Raw genomic sequence first — 20,936 nt, 5'->3', positions numbered from 1 at the left:
ATTTTATAATTCCTTCCTACATTAATATCGGTCAGACATCGCAAAAAAGACATCCCTAGCTGAACAAAAGTTCACAGGAGATGTCTTTATGTTGTGCTAGAAGTTACAAAATCCCGGCTAATTAGCCCTCTTTGTTAAAAGGCTCATCCGCAATTTTAATAGAGTCGGTTGGGCATCCATCACAAGAATCCTGGAGATCATCAAACAAATCATCCGGAATCGCTGTGATGCCGTGGTTTCCGTCATTTTCATAAATAACTTCTGCCAAACCTTCGTCATCGTAATCAAAAATATCAGGAGCCGTTGCGCCACATGCACCGCAAGCGATACAAGTGTCTTTTTCGACCCAAGTGTACTTAGCCATTTTATCTCTGCCTCCCGTTGAACAATACAGCGCTGTTGTACCAGCGTCTTATATTTTCTCATATTAATATAAAAAGAATACAATTTCAATTGATTTTCAATACGTTTGCATTTCTGACGCATTCTACGGCATCTATTTTGACATGTCGTAGAATGTTCTTGTTACTCTTTATCAGACTCGACAGATAGAAGATTATCCTTTTGCAACGAAGTGCCACGTTCTTTATGATTGCGGAGCCTTGCAGAGTGAGAATCGCTTAACATCCCGGCGGTCAACACTGCATTTTCACCGAATTTATTACGTAGCATGTCCATAGTCTTGTTAAGAGATTCTTTCTTAGGCTGACGTTCGTAATCGAACAAATCAAGCTGAATGGCGGAATCCTCTTTAGTAATCAAGCCCTGCAGAGTCACACCCAGCAGCCGCACAGGCTTCTCCCCATTCCAATGACGAACATATAGATCGCAGACGGACTTGTAGATATCCTCCCCACTCTCCGAAGGAGCCTCTAGCTGACGCGAACGGGTTATGGTCTTCATATCGGGTGTCCGAATGGTCAGCTGCACCCCTGAGGCAACAAGACCTTGCTTACGCAAGCGCCGGGCTACCTGATCACTTAAATTCAACAAAATCGGTCGTACCTCAGCTAGACCTATGACATCCCGCGGCAATGTTGTGGTGTGTCCAATCGACTTACTCTGCTCCCGCTCAGGATTAACGATCCCATGATCAATACCGTTGCCAGCACGCTTTAGCCATGAGCCCATAACTCCGAAATTCTCAACCAGCATATTTTCATCAGCCGCTGCTAATTGACCAATACTGTAAATGCCCAGTTTGCGGAGCTTTTCTGCTGTTTTTCCACCAATGCCGAACATTTCGTTACAAGGCTTGTCCCATAAAATCTTAGGCACATCCCGCAGCCGCAGCACTGAAATGCCGTTTGGCTTTTTTAAATCGGAAGCCATCTTCGCAAGCAGCTTATTGGGAGCGATCCCCACTGAGCATGGCAAGCCCAATTCTTCCATTATACGGCGCTGAATCGTCTCCGCTATTTCCATGGGTGTACCGAATTGTCTGGAGCCAGTTATATCAAGGTAACATTCATCGATGGACACTGCTTCCAGTAACGGAGTATAGCTATATGCAATCTGCATAAAAGCATTAGAATATTTGCGGTATAAATGGAAGTCCGGTTTAATAACGATAAGCGATGGACAAATACGAAGCGCCTTCTGAACCTGCATTCCCGTCGAAATCCCCATTCTGCGGGCGACGTAGGAACAAGTTACTATGATCCCTTTCCGCAATTCAACACTACCCGCAACCGCAGTAGCTTTGCCTCTATATTGGTCAGGGTCCTCTGCCTCATGCACAGAGCAGTAAAAAGCATTCATATCAACATGCAGGATAACCCTGCCACTCGTTGGATAATACTGATCAACATTCTGCACAATATCTACCTTCTTATCCTCAGGTTTTCTATTGTCCAATTTAGAATAACTCTCCGCTGCGGTTAGGTCAACTTAAGAGGCTGTAAAGTTCTTTGTTACATTCCCGCGTAAAAATGCTATAATATATAAATTCATTTCCCTATAAGGAGGACTCTCATGTCTAAGTCCATCTCCATCTTCGATACTACATTACGCGACGGCACCCAAGGTGAAGGCATCAGTCTGTCGGCTGACGACAAGCTGAAGATTGCCAAGAAACTCGATGATCTGGGTGTGCACTATATTGAAGGTGGCATCCCGGGAAGCAACAATAAAGACATTGAATTTTTCAAAAGAGTCAAGGAGCTTCATCTGAACGCCAAAATTACAGCGTTCGGCAGCACTCGGCGGAAGAATTCCTTGGCCGAAAACGATGACAATTTAAAACGTATGATTGACGCAGGGGTTCCTGCTGCTACACTCGTCGGAAAATCTTGGGATTTCCATGTACACACTGCATTACAGACTACGCTTGAGGAGAATCTCGCCATGATCGGCGACTCCATATCCTACTTGAAACGCCAAGGCCTTGAAGTAATTTTTGATGCCGAGCATTTCTTCGACGGATACAAGAATAATCCTGAATATGCAGCAGCTGTTCTGTCCAAAGCCCGGGAAGCCGGAGCAGATTGGCTTGTAATGTGCGATACCAACGGTGGGACCTTACCTTACGAAATTCATGAGATTGTTACCGCTCTAAATCAACAATTGCCCGGAGCCAATCTCGGAATTCACACTCACAATGACTGTGAGCTAGCGGTTGCCAATGCACTTAGCGCCATCGGAGCTGGAGCACGGCAAGTACAAGGTACCATTAATGGTTACGGTGAACGGTGTGGCAACGCCAACCTATGTTCTATTATTCCTACACTACAGATCAAAATGGGTTATCACTGTATTCCAGGTGATTCATTGTCACAGCTTACCAACACTGCCCGCTACATTAGTGAAGTTGCCAATGTTAATCTGCCGGTAAATCAGCCTTATGTCGGAAATGCAGCTTTCGCACACAAAGGTGGAATCCATGTCTCCGCCATCATGCGTGATTCACGGACCTATGAGCATATTGCTCCTGAGCTTGTCGGGAACAAGCAGCGTGTGCTGGTCTCCGAACTGGCTGGACAGAGCAATGTACTCTCCAAAGCGCAGGATATGGGTTTAAATCTGGATCCAAGCAGCGAGCAGGCTCGCCGGGTGATCGAGAAGATCAAAACGATGGAACATCAAGGTTATCAGTTTGAAGGTGCCGATGCCTCACTGGAGCTACTCCTTCGGGAAGCTACTGGCGAGATGAATGAAACCTTTACCTTTGAATCCTTCAAGATGTTAGTTGAGAAAACCGCAGAACATCCAGTAGTATCTGAAGCGTTCGTGAAGCTGAAAGTTGGCAGTGAGAATCTTTATACCGCTGCTGAAGGTAACGGTCCAGTCAACGCACTCGATAACGCGCTTCGTAAAGCATTACAGACCTATTTCCCACAATTAAAGGAAATGCATCTATCCGACTATAAAGTCCGTGTAATAGATGAACAGGATCAGACTGCAGCGAAGGTAAGGGTATTGATTGAATCCAAGAACTTCACAGACACTTGGAGTACGGTTGGTGTCTCCAGTAACGTAATTGAAGCCAGCTGGGAGGCACTTGTTGACAGTATGCGCTACGCGCTTCTAAATGAGCTCTCTTTGGAGAATGAGAAGACGACCAGCAATGAACCTAGAGGCCTGGTCAATCATTAATTGATCACTTATAGAATTTTGTAAGACAAAAAAGAAGCTTCCCAAAAGTAGAATTCTACTTATAGGGCAGCTTCTTTTTTATTAAATAGGCTGTGTAACGGACTATTGCTTTAGCCCATAGACTTTGGGTGGTGGGCGGTGAGCAATGGGCAGTGTGCGGTGCGGGATGCGCGGGGTGCGGGTGCGGTAGAGTAATTAGGGAAAAACTCCCTGAAAATAGCCAATATTCGCTATAAATGATCAGAAACAGGGGATTCCTCCCTAATTATCAAATCAATGACCCGAGATCTCAAAATAATAGGGAGAAATTCCCCAATTGTTCTAACGAGGCTTCCTTCGGGGTTCCAGCCATTTCTGCTCCACTGTATAGTGAAATTAATGCTTGGGGTCAACTAAAGCAAATCGCGGCTGACCAAAAACGCAGATCAGCGATCCTCCAAAAAGAAGAATCGCTGATCTGTAGTCTTTTGCTGTTTGGAGAAAAAACAGATCTGGCTCCACATGGGACAGCCTGCTTCATGATTCGGTAAGCTTGATTATTTTCTCCTCCAACTCTTCAGGGCTAAGAATACCTAGAATAATCTCAGAGATCACTCCATTCTTATCAATAAGCACATTGGTGGGAAAAACAGCTCCATTATATTTGCTGTACACCTCATCTTTTACATCAAACATAACCGGAAACACAAGACCGTATTTCTTGATAAAACGTTCAGCATTGGGTTTATAATCCTGACTGCTCACATTAATACCGTAAATATCTAGAACATCCTTATACTTAGTGGCCATGGTATTAAGTTCAGGAGCTTCCTGCTGGCAGGGATCACACCATGAAGCCCAGAAATTAAGGATTACCGCTTTATCTCTGGGGCCATCAACAACATAGGTAGTCCCATCTGTTCCCTGAAGTGAAAACGAAGGTGCACGCAGTCCAGCCTTAGGTCCGCTCTTCATCGGCAGCTCATTTTGCTGCGCAAGCACAGCTTCTGCTTTTGGCTCACGATTATGCCACACCGCAAACACAGCAACACATACAACTATGAGTAATACTGTTATATTTAATTTATTACTTGCTTTCATAGTCATCTGTTCCTTTACGATTGGAATAGTTTTCTATTATTGTACCCTCAATAGGTTAAATTTCAAACCATCCATTTTTTACACAATAATATATACTTTTATAATAAAAAAAGAGGGTTTCGTCTGCGACGAAACCCTAATGAAGAGAGAGGGGTGAACAAATGGCAGCATTCCAGGGAAATGTCCAGCCTATTAGACTGAAATATTCCGTACAGCAAGCACTGGGGAAGCACCTGCTGTCCTGTTATCCGCATGAAGCATGCGGAGTCCTGCTGGGTGCTGCCGCAGCGGGTGGCATGCTCATAGATACTTACGTACCCTTGCGCAACGTAGCGCCAGACCCGCTGCACACCTTTACTCCCCACCCTGAAGAGTGGATTAATGTACTGTACAATGAACCAACTATCATCGGTCTATTTCATACCCACCCACATTCAGCACCTATCCCTTCAGTTGCCGATTATAAAGGACTAACAGCACTAGGACCTGAGTTTGCGCTTTATCTTATAGGTTCTCCCAACACCAAAGATAGCGGCAATCCCATTCTGAACGGATTTTATATTGAGCGTTTGCCTGATGACCGCGGCGGTAATTTGTTCCGCGGTTTATCTCAAGCCCCGCTTCACGTTCTACTTAAATAAGCATAAAGATCACCCAAGGTATCCACTTGGCCGCGCTCCGAAATTTCCCGCAGGTAGATCACCCACAGCTGTGCTGTCATCTTTGCGTCTTCCAAGGCATGATGACGGCCATGAATCGGAATTTCATGCACATATAGCAGCTCATCCAGCGAATAATTACTTCGCTGTGGCTCAAGCCATCGCGCTAACATCATCGTGTCCAGCACACGGTGTGTTAGCTGAACTTTAGAGGTTTTCCATAAAGCAGCATTAAGAAAAGCCTTATCATGTGAGCTTGCATGTGCCACCAGCACATTTTGACCTACAAAGGACATAAAATTATGAAGGCCATCCATTAAGGAGGGAGCGGATTGTGTCATTTCTTCCGTAATCCCAGTCAGCCTTGTAATATCCTCCGGAATAGCCGTCTGACAATTCACCAGTGTATAAAAGCATTCCTCTTCTTTGATCTGCTCTCCAACAACCTTGACGGCTCCGAAAGACATAATCTCATCCCCATGCTGATGGGAAAAGCCTGTAGTCTCTAGATCAAAGATCACTGTCTCTAATTCAGACAATGGGGTATGCAGCACCTCAGGCCGTCGCTTCTCTCGCATCAAAGATCGAATAAAGGCCATTTGCTGCGCAGTCTGTTGCGCAGTTTCCCCACCTCTCATCGAAGCAATTGCCGAGGGCATTCCACCTTGTCTTAGATTACTCCAGAATCCTCCGTTTTTGTTCGGCTCCCTCATGACCGCCACCTTTCCGCTGAGCGGAGCTGACGCTGCAGCGCCCGATGAAGGCGTCTGACAAGCAGCAGGCTTTCACGCAGTTCAGACAGCAGCTGCTTATTCTTCAATTCACTCTCAGCTACATAATCACTGCTGATTAACATTCCATCCTGAACACTATATGGCGTGTTCACTCGCAATCGCATTGCTAATAAGAAAGCTCTGCGAATATCCTCTAAATGTTGATATTTCCCAAGCCTATCAAGCGCTTCAATCCGCTCTAATGTCGAGCCAGCTCTAATGCCGTGTAGTAATGACAACCGTCTAACAATGTTCACTAACGGAATATAGACCCCATACTTAACATCAAATCCGCCTGCATAATCACCAAACCGTTCTGTTAACACCTGTCCCAGTAAATTCAAAGTCGCTTTATGGCGTACTGTATTGCGAAGAATAGCATTAGACAGCAACTCATTTTCCGCAAAGCCTTCATAGAAAGCTTCTTGCCACTTCGCTGATAACTCCACGCTTCCTGCCACATGACGCATATCCGAAGAGATAATAAGATACCGGATCGGCTCCCATTCCAACTGATTTCTCCAGCTATCAAGCTGCTCTATCCATTCAGATAATGTCTTACGCCACATGACTTGGGAGCACATTACCTTCCCCGCACATTTCTCATATCCTACTTCTTCAAGCATATCGGATAACAAAGTTCCGAAAAATTCGAAATAGCGATTTTTTTCCCCATCAGGCTCTCCTTCGACTATCAGGCCATTATCCTGATCGCTCCAAAGCGTTGCCTCCTGCCTCCCACTGCTGCCAAACACAATAAAGGAATAAGCACAGGGAGGCGGGCCATAGCCCGCCTCTTTCATCTGCGCCTCACATATGAGTACTGCGGTTTGGGCAATAAGATCATGCATAGTATTCACACGGAACATCCATTCCTCTATAGGAATAACATTCAACTGTTCGAGAAGTACTTTTTGACAGGCAACACGCCTCTCCCTAAGCTCCTCTGACGAACCGGCCAATACGATGGTCCTAAAGCTTTCTTCATTATACTCATCTGTTAACTCCATCGATGCCACACGGTCCGCCTCCCTGTCCGAGTTGAAATGTTATTGTTTAAGGGTTTTGGATTCCGAATCTGCGATCAATTTCATTTGCTCAGGGTATCCGTAAGTACCATGTTCACTGATATCCAGGCCCATCAATTCTTCTTCTTCTGTAACACGAAGTCCGATAGTTACCTTCATTACATACAAGATGATGAAAGAAAGAACGGCTACGAAAACAAATGTTCCAACCACACCAAGCACTTGAACCCCTAGTTGATGGAAACCACCACCGTAGAACAACCCAGCTTCACCTACCAAGCCGCCTTTAGTGATAAGCTCAGGTACAGCGAACAGTCCCGTTGAAACTGCACCCCACATCCCCGCAATACCATGCACCGAGAAAGCATAGATTGGATCATCAAGCCCTGCACGTTCCAGCCATTGGGAAGTCATGAATGTAAAAGCGCCAGCTACAAAACCAATAATGATTGCTGCCCATGGATCAACGAAAGCACACGCTCCTGTGATTGCAACTAATGCAGCCAGAACACCATTCAGCATTGCTGGAATATCAGATTTACCAAAGTACAACCAAGAAGCAATCAATGCTGCCAAACCACCTGCTGCTGCTGCGATGTTCGTTGTTAGGGCTACGTGACCGAAGAAACCGCCCATTGGGGACAAAGCACTACCTGGATTGAATCCGAACCAACCAAACCAGAGGATAATAACACCGAGTACAGTAAATACTTGGTTATGACCTGGAATGATCACGGGTTTACCTTCTTTATTAAACTTACCAAGCCGAGGCTTAAGCAATATGGTTGCTACCACTGCTGCCGTTGCACCTGTAAGATGGACAACCGTGGAACCTGCATAATCTTGCATACCCAGCTCAGCCAACCAGCCACCGCCCCATACCCAGTGTGCTACAACTGGATAAATTACGACGGAGAACAAAATTCCGAAAATGATATACACACTTAGCTTCGCACGTTCTGCCATACCACCAGATACGATAGCCAAGGAAACTGCTGCAAAGGCCATTTGGAATAAGAATTTAACATTTAAAGTAACATCAGAAAATGCAAGTGATTCAAAAGAAGCTGCGGTTGAATCTCCTCCGTACAAGAAGCCTGTAGTACCGAAGAAGCCATTGCCGTTACCGAAACCAAGTCCAAAGCCGATAGCCCAGAAGCAAAGACTTGCGATAGCCAGGGTAAGTACTGTCTTACCTGCTACGTGCCCTGCATTCTTCATCCGAACCGAACCCGCTTCGAGCATTGCAAACCCTGCTTGCATAAAGAATACTAAAATGAATGCCAGGAAGGTAAACGCTGTGTCCAATCCGACTTGTAAGTCTACGTTCGTCGGACCGTCCGCTGCAAAAGCACTTACCGGATAAATCATCAGTGTAATCATGGCCAGTAACATCATCAACCATTTCTTTTTCATTTTTACCCCACTCCCCAATGTTATATTTTCTAACAAAGCGTGAAACTCTTAATGTCATTATAATCAGAAGTCAGGTAAATTGACAAGACTATTTTGGGAATGTTTTTATTTTATTTTATTTGAGCACACGAAATTTTCACAGTACTAATGGACTAGAGGTCCTAAAGACCTGATTCTAGCTGCATTTTCATTAAAATAACTACGCGCACAACCTCATTTATATTACCTGATAATTGAACGCTTCTTTTATCAAAATCACAAAATACATAACATTTAATGTTATGTATCGGGGTAACTTATAGTTTTCAACCCAATCATTCTTCAAATTTGATATCCCTATGAGTTTGAGTGTATTGTATAGAAACTACAGATCACCGTTCATGAATTAACCCTTCTTTACTGCATATACTTTATGAAAGTATGACGTTTGACTGTATGGTTTCCAGTTTGTTATCATTACAGATAGCATAAGAAACCATCAATTTAGGAGATGACCGCCACTTATCGGCAGTCGTATTCAATTAGTGAGGCGAGATTAAATGGGGATATGATTTTGTATCGAATTGGAGAATTAGCTAAGGCTGCTCACATTAGTGAACGAACTATTGATTATTACACGAAACTGGGATTAATCTCCCCGGAATCTAGAAGCACCAAAAATTATCGGCTATACAGCCATGAAACCTTGGCTGCTTTAGAACGTATTACTCAATTAAAGCATGACAAGTATTCATTGGAAGAAATCAAATCTATGCTAGGCAAATGGAACGAGGCAACACCAGAAACTGACGTCTCTGATAAATTAGTTGAGTTAGAGCAGCAAATGCAGCGGCTAGAACGGGAAGTAAAAGCCCTTGAACCTCTTATTAGTGGTTTGAAGCCAGGACAGGCCAGTCGCGTACTTTCAAATCTGCTCCCTCAGGGATTAGCCTGCATGGAAGCGATCCGGCTATTGCTTACGCAAGGACCGCCAATGTAAATACCATATTTACAATACAGTGGAGGAATGCATCTATGTTTATGTACCTATTAGTAATTATTGCTTTTCTTTTCTCATTGTGGGCACAGTTTAGAGTCAAAGGAACCTTTAGCAAGTGGTCAAAGGTAGCTAATTCGAACGGCCTGACTGGATATGAAGCCGCGAGACGTATGCTCGATGCTAATGGCTTACACGATGTTCCGATTGAACCTGTAAGAGGCACACTCTCAGACCATTATGACCCCATCCACAGAGTTGTACGCTTATCAGAGCCTGTATATTATGAAAGTTCCATCTCTGCAATTTCTGTCGCTTGTCACGAAGTAGGCCACGCGATTCAGCATAAAGTAAGTTATCCTATGTTGACACTTCGTCACCGGATGTTCCCGGTAGTTAATTTCGCATCAGGCATCGCGCCTTTCATGCTGATGGCAGGTTTCATCTTCGGTTACTTTAATCTTATAGGCTTGGGTATCATTTTCTTCTCAGCAGCTGTTGCATTCCAGCTCGTAACGCTGCCTGTAGAATTCAACGCCAGTAACCGGGCTCGTCAGGTCATGGTAGAACAAGGTTTCATCCGCAACGAAGAAGAACGCGGAGTAGCAAAGGTTCTCAACGCCGCTGCATTAACTTATGTCGCTGCCGCTCTAGTATCCTTGCTTGAATTGCTTCGCTTGATCACCGTCTTTTTAGGCAACCGCGACTAATATCGCATACCTCTAAACAACAAAAACCCCGGAAGGCTAAGAGCCGACCGGGGTATTATTTTGCCTAGCTTTAAAGTAGGAGATTAAAAAAGTCCGAAAGGAACGTGCCACCAGCGGTAATTTACTATCTGTACGGTAGATCAAGCCAACCGTTCTCGTCACCGCAGGCTCCACAACCTTCACCTGGGCTGGTTGAAGCGGATTCGTCTGATAGAACGCCATCTCCGGAAGCAGGCTCACACCCATCCCTGCGGCCACCAAACCACGAATGGTATCGGTCTCTCCGCCTTCAAAAGCAATCTGCGGTTGGAATCCCGCCTGCAAGCAAGCTTGCCAAACGATAGGTCTTAACGAATAGCCTTGGCTGAATAGAACAAACTTCTCTTTTTGCAGCTGTTCCAACCGAATTTCAGATTCTCCTGCCAACCGGTGATTCTGAGGAAGAATCGCAAACAACTCTTCAGTCATTACAATATCCCCCGAGACATGCTCATCATTCTCAGGAAAAGGTGAAATGAAGGTTAAATCCACTTCTCCAGACAATACGTCTTTTATCAAAGAAGGGTAAGATCCTTGTTTAAAACGAAATTTGACATGAGGATAATACTTACGAAAATCTGCAACGATAGTCGGGATTAGATGTGTGCCAAGGCTATGCGGGAATCCAATCCGAATCTCACCACGCTCGGGATCCAGAAATTCATGCACCTCATTTACCGAATGCTCCAACTCCTTAAGGATACTCTCAACCTTCTTGCAAAAGAGCTGCCCAACAGGGGTAAGCTGCAGATTGCGCCCTTTTTGCATGAATAGATCAACCCCAAGCTCTTGCTCCAGCTGATGAATCTGACGGCTTACCGCAGACTGCGCTACATGAAGCTCTTCTGCCGCTCTTGTTACGTGTTCTTTTTGAGCTACCTTTAAAAAATATTGCAGCTGTCTTAGCTCCACTCCATCATCGCCCCTGTCTTAGGCTTTTTTTGAATATACGAATAATTAGCCCATATACGAAAAAGCCAGAAACCAAACCTCCGAGATGTGCAACCCAATTTACATTCGGTGTAGCAAACGACATAATGATCCCGATCATTAGCAATCCGTATAAAGTCTTACGCGAGCCCTCATCCATCATCGCCCGTTGAATAACGGCAATGTATAAAAATGCACCATAAATGGCGTAGATTGCTCCAGAAGCACCAACCGAAACCGTACCAACCTCTACTACTGAGCGGGCACTAATCGCAATTGTAAGCAGATTTGCCAGAAAGCCTCCCGCCACATAGAGCAGCGCATAACGCCACCAGCCCAGCAATCGCTCCAGAGGCGGTGCAAACACCAGGAGAGCGAAGCAATTAAAGAACAGATGGGAAAACCCATTATGTAAAAAAATAGCGGCCAGATAGCGCCACAGTTCCTCTTTGTACGGACTCACATCAACTATAGCACCAAAATCAATAAGTGTTTGAATATTTGTTGATCCTCCGTTAATTACCGTCAGGATAAACATGATCACATTGGCCAATATGAGCAGACAGGTTACCGGATAATACCGGACATAACTTTTCCAATTTTCGTACCGAATAAATATCATAACACCCATCCCTTTACATATATATCTTGTCCGGTTGGACATCTTCCTGCTATTAAGATTATAATTTATTGTGGCAGTAAGAATCCAATATTATAATTCGAGGAGGAAAACAAGGATATGACGCAAGAAAAAACAGGCGTAGCTACTTTTAAAGGCAACCCCATCACTCTCGTAGGACCTAAGCTAACAGCTGGTGATCCTGCACCCGATTTTGTTCTGAGCAAGAATCTTCTGGAAGACGTGTCTCTAAGTGATTATGCCGGTAAAATCAAGCTAATCAGTGTTGTCCCTTCTCTTGATACCGGGGTATGTGACGCACAGACCCGCCGGTTCAACAGTGAAGCCGCAGAGCTTGGTGACGATGTGGTAATTCTAACTGTAAGCACGGACCTGCCGTTTGCCCAAGCTCGCTGGTGCGGTGCTGCCGGTATCGATCGAGTAATTACTCTATCCGACCACAAAGCAACCTCATTTGGACAAGCCTATGGTGTGCTGATTAAAGAATTCCGCTTAGATATGCGCTCCATCTTTGTTCTGGATAAGAACGACAAGATCGTATATGTTGAATATTTGAGTGAAATGACCGAGCACCCTAACTATGAAGATGCTATTGCTGCTGTGAAGAAGCTGCTCTAATTCTTTAATCAGTAGCGGTTATTCCAACAATACTTAATTATCTCTGTTAAAAAAGCGGCAGAAGGTCCATCCTTCTCCCGCTTTTTTTTGTAATAGAAAGATTTATCGATAACACACTGAGCAGCTCACCGTTTACGTAAACGCATTCATACTATCCCTAAGCAAGAAGGGTTTGACGGGCCTCTAAAAATCAGTCTGCTTTGTATTTTCCTAATTTTTTGTCCAAAGATGCATACAAGCGTTGAATCACACGGTAATTCGCCCCGAGATCACCAAGTGAACCTCTAGATGCAGAATACATGTCTACACCACAACGAACAGGCGTCGTATTTAGCACCGATACCGTAATGTCCAGCGTACGGCCAAATGCCGTTCTTTTCTCAAGAGTAATCTCACCTACAGACTCCACTTCGTGAAGCACCTTAAATCCAGGAACTTTCTTTAAAGTTGATGAAACTTCTTCCCATGCTTTGTCTTTAGTTAGATTGTAATAACGCGTTTTTAATGTCGGATCTTTGGCGCGGTCGCTTGTTCCATCATGACTGCGGAATAAGCCAACCAAGGTTCTTTTTAACGACAAAATTCTTCCCCCTCTACAAATCCCAAGTTCATTATTATAAGTGTAACACTCTTGTCTCAGGAACAAAAGGGTATAACTCACTTTCCCTTTATTCCAGACATACAAAAAAGCGCCCGCTCCCATTATTCACGGGAAACAGGGCGCCTTGGCTTAAACAAGAGAAAACCCGCTTATGCCGTCCGGCTACAGTGTCTTCTGAACCTGCTAGAGCAGGTGGGTGATCGCAGAAAACGTTTTTGAATTCCCCAAGTCATATAGACAGGGCGGTTCAGCTGCGCTTCGTGTAGATCTCCCAAGACATTATCATTGGTTCAAAACAACGAGTAACCGTAACGTACATCGCAGGATTTGTTATTATTATATTGCGTTTTAACGAAAAAGTAAACCTGTATGCGCTTTATTTTTACACAGGAATTAATTACCTGGAAATATCCAACGCTTAATCCAGCATTTTGTTAAATGCGTTTGGTGTCCTTTTCATCAATTTCATCCTCGTAGTCATCATCATCGTCATCGTCGTCATATTCATCCGCCCGATTGTTCAATGCTGCTGCTTCTGCTTCTTCCTGCTCTTTCAGTTTCTTCTTTTCTACTTGCAGCTGTAGCTTATTATAAGTAGCGTAGAAGTTAAAGAAGGCCGCCATTGCAATCAACGTTGGAATACAAATGAAATACAGAGCCGGATATCTAAGACCGATATAAACAAGAACCGCGGCTGCAATCAATGTAGAGAACACACGGATTGGGCGTGCTATAGTCAGCAATATAGAATTGGTCATCACTTGCTTGAAGCCCATTTGGTAGTGAACCACAATGGAAAAGAAGTTAAACATGGATACCGACAAAAGTATCATCAGCACCAACATCAAAATACCAACAATTCTGAAGTTAGGCATTTGTGTCATGTAAACTGTTACATCAACGTACATAACAACGAACATCAATGTATAGATAACTCCTCCGAGCATACTTTTTACATAGTTCTCTTTATACCCCTGAAAAAATGTACGAAAAGTTCCCACATCCGTATTCCCCATTACCCACTTACGTACTACAGTAAATAAAGCGGCTGAAGCCGGAAACACCGTAAAGGGCGCTAGAATCCCCATTGCCCAGTTCAATGTAATTTGCTCGTTCGCTCCACCTGCGCCTGTCCCTAACATAATCATCTTTAAAACACCAAAAAACAAAAACGGGGCGGAACATAGTGCCCATAAGATATTACTTCCTGCGATACGTGAAATCCATTCTGTGACGCGGTATAAGCCGCCCATTGCTCCTTTAAACTCCAATTCCCTTCCTCCTCTGTCTCTTACATACTACATATCTTAACTATACCTCATTTGACCTCCTCATTTCCATAGCCCAACTTTCTGAATTATAGACTATCGTCTATACGTAAAGCCTTTATAGTCCATATATTAGGATTGTAACCATAAGAAATACCAAAATCCCCACATTCTAAAGGAGGTTATCTCATGTCTACACCTGTTGGCTTCGGCGGTTGGACTTCTACAGGCACGATCCTCGTATTGTTTATCTTGCTCGTTATCATCACTCGTACATTCGGATACTAATATCTCACAAAACAAATTCGCGCCCTACTAAGGACACAACTATTCACCAAACATCCTTATATTTCAGCAAAAAGAAGACGAGAACCGCAATGCGGCATCTCGTCTTCTTTGGTATCTTGACGAAGTATTAATTATCGAAATCTTTTGCAGGACGAGTGCTCGTGCTGCTTGGACGAGTGTATGGTTTACGCTCTGCGCTGCGGTTTGCACCACCGTCACGAGCTGGTGCGCCATCACGGTTGCCTTTATAGCCACCGCCATAGCCGCCACTGCCGCTACCGTAGTTACTGCCACCGCTGCTATAGCCACCACGACTACCGCCACCGTTATTATCACGGTTACCACGGTATCCGCCACCGCTACCGCTGCCACCGGAAGTACCACGGTTTCCGCCATAACCACCATTAGGTTTACGGCCACTGCGGATATCGTTTTTGCCACCACGACGTTTAGCACGAATTGGATCTTCAGGAGTCAATTCAATTGCAGAATCCTTCTTGTCGCCAGTGAGAAGCTTCATAGCTGCGGACAACAATTGTACGGAATCATATTGCTCAAGCAATTGAATAGAAATTCCTTTGTACTCGTTCAACTCTCCGCTTTCTACCACTTCAAGCAAACGCTCAGCAGTAACGCGTTGTTTACCTTCAATAGCTTCAGCCATTGTTGGCAAAGGTTTACGAGTAATCCGGTGACGAGTAACACGTTCGATCAAATGCAGGTGATCAATTTCGCGTGGAGTAACAAATGACCAAGCCGTACCTTCTTTACCTGCGCGTCCTGTACGACCAATACGGTGTACATAGCTTTCAGGATCTTGTGGCAAGTCAAAGTTAATTACGTGAGTTACGCCGGATACGTCCAGACCACGTGCCGCTACGTCAGTAGCTACCAGCACGTCAATGCTGCCATCACGGAATTTACGCATTACAGCATCACGTTGGTTCTGTGACAAGTCACCATGCAATCCATCAGCAGAATATCCGCGTTTTTGCAAAGCTTCAGCAAGCTCATCAACCCGGCGCTTAGTACGTCCGAATACGATAGCTAATTCAGGTGATTCCATATCAATCAAACGACTAAGAGCTTCAAACTTTTGACGCTCAGGCACTTCCACATAAGCCTGATCAATCAGTGGGGCACTGATTTGTTTCGGAATAACGGAGACATGTTGCGGGTTGTTAAGAAATTGTTGAGCTAGGCGTTGAATGTTTGGTGGCATTGTAGCAGAGAACAACATGGTTTGACGTTCTACAGGAACGAGCTTCAAGATAGTCTGAATATCTTCCATAAAGCCCATATCCAGCATTTCATCTGCTTCATCCAATACAACGGTTTGAACATCATCCAAACGGATCGTTTTACGGTTGATGTGATCGAGCAAACGACCAGGTGTACCAATAATGATTTGTGGTTTCTTTTTCAATCCACGGATTTGACGTCCAATATCCTGTCCGCCATAAATCGCCAACGAGCGAAGACCTTTGAAACGGCTTAGCTTGCCAATTTCTTCTGACACTTGGATGGCCAACTCACGAGTTGGTGCCATAATAAGGGCCAAGATTTTTTCGTCTTCACGGTTAATCTTCGAAATGAGGGGGATACCAAAAGCAGCAGTCTTACCTGTACCAGTCTGAGCTTGACCGATCAGATCCGACCCAGTCAATGCTAATGGGATCGACTGTTCCTGTATCGGTGTTGCCTCCTCAAATCCTAACTCTGTGATTGCTTGTAGCACTTTTGGCTCCAAGCCAAATTCTGCGAATGTTTTCAAATTATTCATGCTCCTTCTATACAGTGGACATTCCACATGCTTGTCTGTATTCTTAAGTAGCGGTAAACACATTTATAGGCTGTCCAATCATGCTCTATTTTCTGCATGATATAGCGCTTTTGGGACGAAAAGCCTCCCTAATCATCAGGTACCTTGTTGTACCTGAGCAACTGTAGCTTTACATCCGATGCAATGCAAAAATACCATTGTAACGTTCTACTCAAGAATATCCTATACATTATATCACAAACACATGTGAGAATACCAGTGGGTTCCTTTCTTTTCATTGCTTTCATGTTTTATTTTTTTAAATATATATATAAGGGTGGATTTACTTGTTAAGACAGATTTTGAATTGTTTGGTTGTTTTTTTAGGAGCAGCACTGATCGCCAGTGGATTTAATCTATTTTTAATTCCACACCGTTTACTAAGTGGTGGCGTATCTGGGCTTTCCATGTTAGTGGGTTATTTCACTCCATTAAACATAAGCCTCCTATACTTGCTCTTTAATATTCCTCTGCTGGCTGCAGGCTGGTTCCAGTTAGGCCGGAGATTTATTATTATGAGCATGTTATCCGTTGTGTTTACAACCTGGTTCTTAACGGTAATTCCTGAGCATCTGGTGGCTACAGATATGCTGCTGTCCTCTGTATTTGGCGGAGTTCTCGTTGGGATTGGCTGCGGTATCTCCTTCCGTGCAGGAGGTTCTTCCGGAGGTTTTGACATCTTGGGTTCAATTATCACTAAATACCGTGATTTCCCGGTCGGCAATGTAGTGGTAAGTTTAAATGGACTAGTTATCCTGGCGGCCGCTTATCTTGACCAGAACTGGAATTTAGCACTTTCATCAATGGTATCTATATATGTAACAGGTAAAGTGTTGGATATGATTCATATCAGCCACTTAAAGGTAACCGTATATATTGTAACAAACCGTACAGATGAATTACTGCAACATCTAATAGGCCTTCAACGAGGTGTCACAAAGATTAAAACAGAAGGCGCTTATTCTCACGTTGAAAAGGACATGCTAATGACGGTAACAACCCGCTACGAACTTGCAGAGCTGCAACGTATCATCCGCACGACAGATCCGCAAGCTTTTGTAAATATTGTTGAAACAGTGGGTGTTATGGGTTCCTTCCGGAAAGACAAAATGAGGAAATAAAAATTCCTAGTATTGGAAAATGCACCAAACTCAGAATTATGATATATTATACACACGCAGAACCCTAACAATTTCATAAAGATTGAGATTTACCCCTCTTTTTTCCAAAGCACTTCGTTTTCCGATGAACACTGAATCTATTCAGAACTATCGAAAAAGGAAAGGGTGATTTTTGTGGAAATGGAAACGGTAAAACTGTCAGCAATCGTCATGAGGTGGTATCCTGATATGATGCCGTTTCTCAAACAGGACGAATTAAATTCAGTAATCGTTCTGCGAGACGGGCTAAGTATTCTGGAACCTGCAGATGCCATGGATATTATCCATTACAGCATCTGTGAACATCAGAATTCTGCGTATCTTCAATGAGCAAGCCGCAAGAGAAGTCTTGATAGTTGCCGCCTTGGGTTCGGCCCTGTTGCCGATTTAAGGCGGCATTTACTTTTTTCATACCGTTTCGAATCCATACATCTCGTTTATAAACAACAAAGGCGGTTTTTTATTCCCAACCTGAGCTAATATTGTTACAACACTGTTCTTTTTGGGAGCAACCGTTCCTATATAATTTAGGGGAAAGTACATAAAGGGAGAGAAAAACGAATGAACATCACCTGGGCTCTACTGATGATGGCCTTGGGAAGCGTAGGCGTACAACAGAACCAACATGACGCTGAAGTGGCGATCGCTTTGAAGTCCGCCATGAATCCCCCCATCATTGCACAACAAAACAACAATTCGAATGTAGCAACTCCGGCTCCAAGCGCTTCACCTGAAGCAACAAACTCAGAAAGTATGTTACACACCGATCCACAGCCAGATGCACCCAAAGTAAAAGGCATTTATGTTACCGCCTACAGTGCTGGTGGGGAACGAATGGAAAAGCTGCTTACACTGCTTGACCAAACCGAACTTAACTCAATGGTTATAGACATTAAGGACGATGCGGGTTATATCACGTATAAGACCGATAATGCCGACCTTCAGAAGCTTGGTAACCCTCAGCCTTTTATTGGAGATATCAGCAAGTTAATGGAACGTTTGAAGAAACATGATGTTTATCCTATCGCCCGGATTGTTGTTTTTAAAGATTCCATTCTTGCCAAGAAGAACCCGCAGATGTCTTTTGTTAATTCTGATGGCACTGTATGGAAGAATAAAGGCGGCGACAGCTTTGTTAATCCTTATAATGAAGATGTTTGGAAATACAATGTGGATATCGCCAAGGAAGCTGTCAAGCTCGGCTTCAAAGAAATTCAGTTCGACTATGTTCGTTTTCCGGAAGGATTCGAAAAACGTGCTGAAACCCTTAAATACACTAAAACCAGTGATTCACGCGTAGAAATTGTATCTAATTTTGTTAAATATGCCAAAGCAGAGCTAGCTCCACTTGGTGTCCGTGTGTCCGTAGATATTTTTGGATATGCCGCATCTGCCCCTGCTGAGGGTATCGGCCAAGACTTTGTTAAAATATCCAAGAATGTGGATGTTATCAGTCCAATGGTTTATCCAAGTCACTATTCAACGGGATGGTTTGGCGTGAAAGAGCCCGACTTAGATCCTTACGCTACAATCAAAGGTTCCATGGTTGATACACATAAGAAGCTTGATCCACTGGGCAGCTACAAACCCGTTATTCGGCCTTGGATTCAAGACTTTACAGCAAGCTGGCTCGGAAGTGGTCATTATGTGAAATATGGTAAAAAACAGGTGGAAGATCAAATCCGCGCTTTAAAAGATGAGAATGTGGATGAGTTCCTTCTCTGGAACGCCAATAATCGCTATACAGCCGATGTTGATTACGAAAAACAATGAATACAGCCCTTATTATTTATAGCTGATCTGATATACGTATGCTAAAGACCCGGCGTCTGCCGGGTCTTTTAACGGAAACTTATTGAACTATGTAACCTATTCCATGAAAAATCATAAAGAATGAGGCACAGAATTATGATACAGACCACCTCTTTAAAACAAAAGGCAGGACAATTTTTTCATATTTTATTCCCAATCCTTGTTACACAAATTGCTTTATCCGCGATCACCTTCTTTGATACTAATATGTCCGGTAAATTCGGAACCGTCGATCTGGCAGGAGTTGCGATAGGAACTAGTCTTTGGATTCCAATCCAAACCGGTCTCAGCGGTATTCTTATGGGGATCACACCTATTGTTTCACAGCTCATCGGGAGCAAAAAGGATAAGGATGTTGCCTTTCAAGTCACACAAGGTATTTGGCTGTCACTGATTGTTTCGATCATCGTCTTGCTGATTGGCAGCTTTGCCTTGTCACCTATTCTTAATTTTATGAACTTGGAGCCTGGTGTAAGAGATGTTGCTTTCCGCTTCCTCAGTGCTATTTCGTTCGGAATTATCCCCCTGTTTGGATATACGGTACTTCGTAGCTGTATAGACGCTTTAGGACAAACACGCGTATCCATGTGTATTACACTAATAGCTTTGCCTGTAAATGTAGGTTTGAACTATTTGCTCATCTTCGGGAACTTCGGATTTCCTCGTCTCGGGGGTGTTGGTGCAGGCGTAGCTTCAGCCATTACCTATTGGGTTATATTTGCCGTTGCTCTACTGTTCATATATCGTTCTCAGGCCTTTGTAAATCTCAGATTATTCCGTAATTTCTACTTCATATCGTTAAACAGCATTAAAGATTTGCTCAAAATCGGAGTACCCATCGGTTTCTCGATTTTTTTCGAAACGGCTGTCTTTTCCGCTGTAACCTTGTTAATGAGCCGATTTGACACCGTAACAATTGCCGCGCATCAGGCAGCAATCAATTTTGCAACAACACTCTATATGATTCCGCTCAGTATTTGCATCAGCCTTACCATCCTCGTCGGCTTCGAGACCGGGTCTGGCAGACAAAAGGATGCACGCCAATATGCCATAATGGGTATCGGGCTGGCGGCAATCCTTTCGCTGGCCACAGCTTTATTACTCTTGTTTGCCGGAAATCATGTAGCTGGTCTATATTCAGATGAACCCGATGTCATCTCGTTGATTCAGCATTTCCTGATCTATGCAATCTTTTTTCAAATCTCAGATGCAATTGCTACACCTACTCAAGGGGCGCTTCGCGGATATAAGGATGTTAACCCAGCCTTTATCATTTGTTTTATTGCCTATTGGGTAATTGGCTTACCTACAGGTTATGTACTTGCAACTTATACAGATCTAGGAGCATTCGGCTACTGGATTGGTCTTATTACCGGTCTTGCCATCGGTGCGACCCTGCTATTGTCTCGGCTTATCAAAGTTCAACGGCGTTATGCCGCACAATACACACAGGAACAACCACAGAGTTAACGATCCATATTACACAAAAAAGGAACAGTGCGCATCTCGCAGCTGTTCCTTT

General features: G+C 43.9%; 22 protein-coding genes and 1 other RNA gene. 11 read left to right on the top strand and 12 right to left on the bottom strand.

The window, feature by feature from the left end; all coding sequences use genetic code 11:
* Positions 1–121: 121 nt before the first annotated feature.
* Positions 122–364 carry a ferredoxin gene (locus NYE58_RS12595; protein WP_036689316.1) on the bottom strand — a complete coding sequence of 81 codons (243 nt, stop codon included), beginning with the start codon at positions 362–364 and terminating at the stop codon, positions 122–124.
* Between the two features lie 161 nt (positions 365–525).
* Positions 526–1,857, bottom strand: a complete 1,332-nt coding sequence (locus tag NYE58_RS12590; RefSeq protein ID WP_445671758.1) for a DNA polymerase IV — start codon at positions 1,855–1,857, stop codon at positions 526–528.
* Positions 1,858–1,974: 117 nt separating this feature from the next.
* Between NYE58_RS12590 and cimA the strand changes: the two genes are divergently transcribed.
* Positions 1,975–3,594, top strand: a complete 1,620-nt coding sequence (gene cimA / locus NYE58_RS12585; RefSeq protein WP_036689313.1) for a citramalate synthase — start codon at positions 1,975–1,977, stop codon at positions 3,592–3,594.
* 236 nt (positions 3,595–3,830) lie between these two features.
* Positions 3,831–4,124 carry a hypothetical protein gene (locus NYE58_RS12580; protein ID WP_341001990.1) on the top strand — a complete coding sequence of 98 codons (294 nt, stop codon included), beginning with the start codon at positions 3,831–3,833 and terminating at the stop codon, positions 4,122–4,124.
* Here the strand turns inward: NYE58_RS12580 and NYE58_RS12575 are convergent.
* Positions 4,111–4,680, bottom strand: coding sequence for a TlpA family protein disulfide reductase (locus tag NYE58_RS12575; RefSeq protein ID WP_341001989.1), 570 nt, complete (start codon positions 4,678–4,680; stop codon positions 4,111–4,113). The genes NYE58_RS12580 and NYE58_RS12575 overlap by 14 nt on opposite strands.
* Positions 4,681–4,835: 155 nt before the next feature.
* Between NYE58_RS12575 and NYE58_RS12570 the strand changes: the two genes are divergently transcribed.
* Complete coding sequence (locus tag NYE58_RS12570; RefSeq protein ID WP_076276346.1) at positions 4,836–5,315, top strand: M67 family metallopeptidase; 480 nt, start codon at positions 4,836–4,838, stop codon at positions 5,313–5,315.
* Here the strand turns inward: NYE58_RS12570 and NYE58_RS12565 are convergent.
* The 3 genes from NYE58_RS12565 to NYE58_RS12555 are packed head-to-tail and all read right to left on the bottom strand — an operon-like array spanning position 5,297 to position 8,550.
* Positions 5,297–6,046 (bottom strand): exonuclease domain-containing protein, encoded by a 750-nt coding sequence (locus NYE58_RS12565; protein ID WP_076276347.1) that lies wholly within the window; start codon positions 6,044–6,046, stop codon positions 5,297–5,299. The two genes, NYE58_RS12570 and NYE58_RS12565, sit on opposite strands and share 19 nt — an antisense overlap.
* A complete protein-coding gene (locus NYE58_RS12560) occupies positions 6,043–7,116 on the bottom strand; it encodes a DUF294 nucleotidyltransferase-like domain-containing protein (protein ID WP_076276437.1) in 1,074 nt (357 codons plus the stop codon). The genes NYE58_RS12565 and NYE58_RS12560 overlap by 4 nt, the downstream gene beginning before the upstream one ends.
* A gap of 39 nt (positions 7,117–7,155) precedes the next feature.
* Positions 7,156–8,550 (bottom strand): ammonium transporter, encoded by a 1,395-nt coding sequence (locus NYE58_RS12555; RefSeq protein WP_036689307.1) that lies wholly within the window; start codon positions 8,548–8,550, stop codon positions 7,156–7,158.
* 547 nt (positions 8,551–9,097) lie between these two features.
* Here NYE58_RS12555 and NYE58_RS12550 point away from each other — a divergent pair.
* Positions 9,098–9,529: a MerR family transcriptional regulator gene (locus NYE58_RS12550; protein WP_036689305.1), complete on the top strand. Its 432-nt coding sequence runs from the start codon at positions 9,098–9,100 to the stop codon at positions 9,527–9,529.
* Positions 9,530–9,564: 35 nt separating this feature from the next.
* The gene (locus NYE58_RS12545) at positions 9,565–10,236 is read left to right on the top strand and encodes a zinc metallopeptidase (protein ID WP_076125126.1); all 672 of its coding nucleotides are present in this window, start codon (positions 9,565–9,567) and stop codon (positions 10,234–10,236) included.
* A gap of 36 nt (positions 10,237–10,272) precedes the next feature.
* On the opposite strand, the gene NYE58_RS12540 is transcribed toward NYE58_RS12545, so the two are convergent.
* Positions 10,273–11,187, bottom strand: coding sequence for a LysR family transcriptional regulator (locus NYE58_RS12540; RefSeq protein WP_076125124.1), 915 nt, complete (start codon positions 11,185–11,187; stop codon positions 10,273–10,275).
* 4 nt (positions 11,188–11,191) lie between these two features.
* On the bottom strand, positions 11,192–11,827 hold the full coding sequence (locus NYE58_RS12535; RefSeq protein WP_076125160.1) for a rhomboid family intramembrane serine protease: 636 nt from the start codon (positions 11,825–11,827) through the stop codon (positions 11,192–11,194).
* A 117-nt stretch (positions 11,828–11,944) separates the two neighbouring features.
* On the opposite strand from NYE58_RS12535, the gene tpx reads away from it, so the two are divergent.
* On the top strand, positions 11,945–12,463 hold the full coding sequence (gene tpx, locus NYE58_RS12530) for a thiol peroxidase (RefSeq protein WP_076125122.1): 519 nt from the start codon (positions 11,945–11,947) through the stop codon (positions 12,461–12,463).
* Between the two features lie 190 nt (positions 12,464–12,653).
* On the opposite strand, the gene NYE58_RS12525 is transcribed toward tpx, so the two are convergent.
* The 3 genes from NYE58_RS12525 to NYE58_RS12515 form a co-directional block, all read right to left on the bottom strand.
* Positions 12,654–13,043 (bottom strand): DUF1499 domain-containing protein, encoded by a 390-nt coding sequence (locus NYE58_RS12525; protein ID WP_036689295.1) that lies wholly within the window; start codon positions 13,041–13,043, stop codon positions 12,654–12,656.
* A 159-nt stretch (positions 13,044–13,202) separates the two neighbouring features.
* A non-coding RNA gene (ssrS, locus tag NYE58_RS12520) (6S RNA) lies at positions 13,203–13,394 on the bottom strand.
* 104 nt (positions 13,395–13,498) lie between these two features.
* Positions 13,499–14,335: a YesL family protein gene (locus NYE58_RS12515; RefSeq protein ID WP_076125120.1), complete on the bottom strand. Its 837-nt coding sequence runs from the start codon at positions 14,333–14,335 to the stop codon at positions 13,499–13,501.
* Between the two features lie 186 nt (positions 14,336–14,521).
* Between NYE58_RS12515 and NYE58_RS12510 the strand changes: the two genes are divergently transcribed.
* Positions 14,522–14,620 carry a hypothetical protein gene (locus NYE58_RS12510; protein ID WP_036689290.1) on the top strand — a complete coding sequence of 33 codons (99 nt, stop codon included), beginning with the start codon at positions 14,522–14,524 and terminating at the stop codon, positions 14,618–14,620.
* A 127-nt stretch (positions 14,621–14,747) separates the two neighbouring features.
* Here NYE58_RS12510 and NYE58_RS12505 read toward each other — a convergent pair whose 3' ends face one another.
* Positions 14,748–16,394, bottom strand: coding sequence for a DEAD/DEAH box helicase (locus NYE58_RS12505; protein ID WP_341001988.1), 1,647 nt, complete (start codon positions 16,392–16,394; stop codon positions 14,748–14,750).
* A 335-nt stretch (positions 16,395–16,729) separates the two neighbouring features.
* Here NYE58_RS12505 and NYE58_RS12500 point away from each other — a divergent pair, with 335 nt between their 5' ends.
* The 4 genes from NYE58_RS12500 to NYE58_RS12485 all read left to right on the top strand — a co-directional run bounded on the left by NYE58_RS12500 (position 16,730) and on the right by NYE58_RS12485 (position 20,884).
* Positions 16,730–17,563 carry a YitT family protein gene (locus NYE58_RS12500; protein ID WP_036689285.1) on the top strand — a complete coding sequence of 278 codons (834 nt, stop codon included), beginning with the start codon at positions 16,730–16,732 and terminating at the stop codon, positions 17,561–17,563.
* A gap of 180 nt (positions 17,564–17,743) precedes the next feature.
* Positions 17,744–17,932 (top strand): hypothetical protein, encoded by a 189-nt coding sequence (locus NYE58_RS12495; RefSeq protein WP_036689649.1) that lies wholly within the window; start codon positions 17,744–17,746, stop codon positions 17,930–17,932.
* Between the two features lie 231 nt (positions 17,933–18,163).
* Positions 18,164–19,375 carry a putative glycoside hydrolase gene (locus NYE58_RS12490; RefSeq protein ID WP_076125118.1) on the top strand — a complete coding sequence of 404 codons (1,212 nt, stop codon included), beginning with the start codon at positions 18,164–18,166 and terminating at the stop codon, positions 19,373–19,375.
* Between the two features lie 135 nt (positions 19,376–19,510).
* Positions 19,511–20,884 carry an MATE family efflux transporter gene (locus tag NYE58_RS12485; RefSeq protein ID WP_076125117.1) on the top strand — a complete coding sequence of 458 codons (1,374 nt, stop codon included), beginning with the start codon at positions 19,511–19,513 and terminating at the stop codon, positions 20,882–20,884.
* Positions 20,885–20,936: the final 52 nt, after the last annotated feature.

It is taken from the genome of Paenibacillus sp. FSL L8-0708 (assembly GCF_038009325.1).
Lineage (GTDB): Bacteria > Bacillota > Bacilli > Paenibacillales > Paenibacillaceae > Paenibacillus_AQ > Paenibacillus_AQ odorifer.
This window is presented reverse-complemented; position numbering and strand designations above follow the sequence as displayed.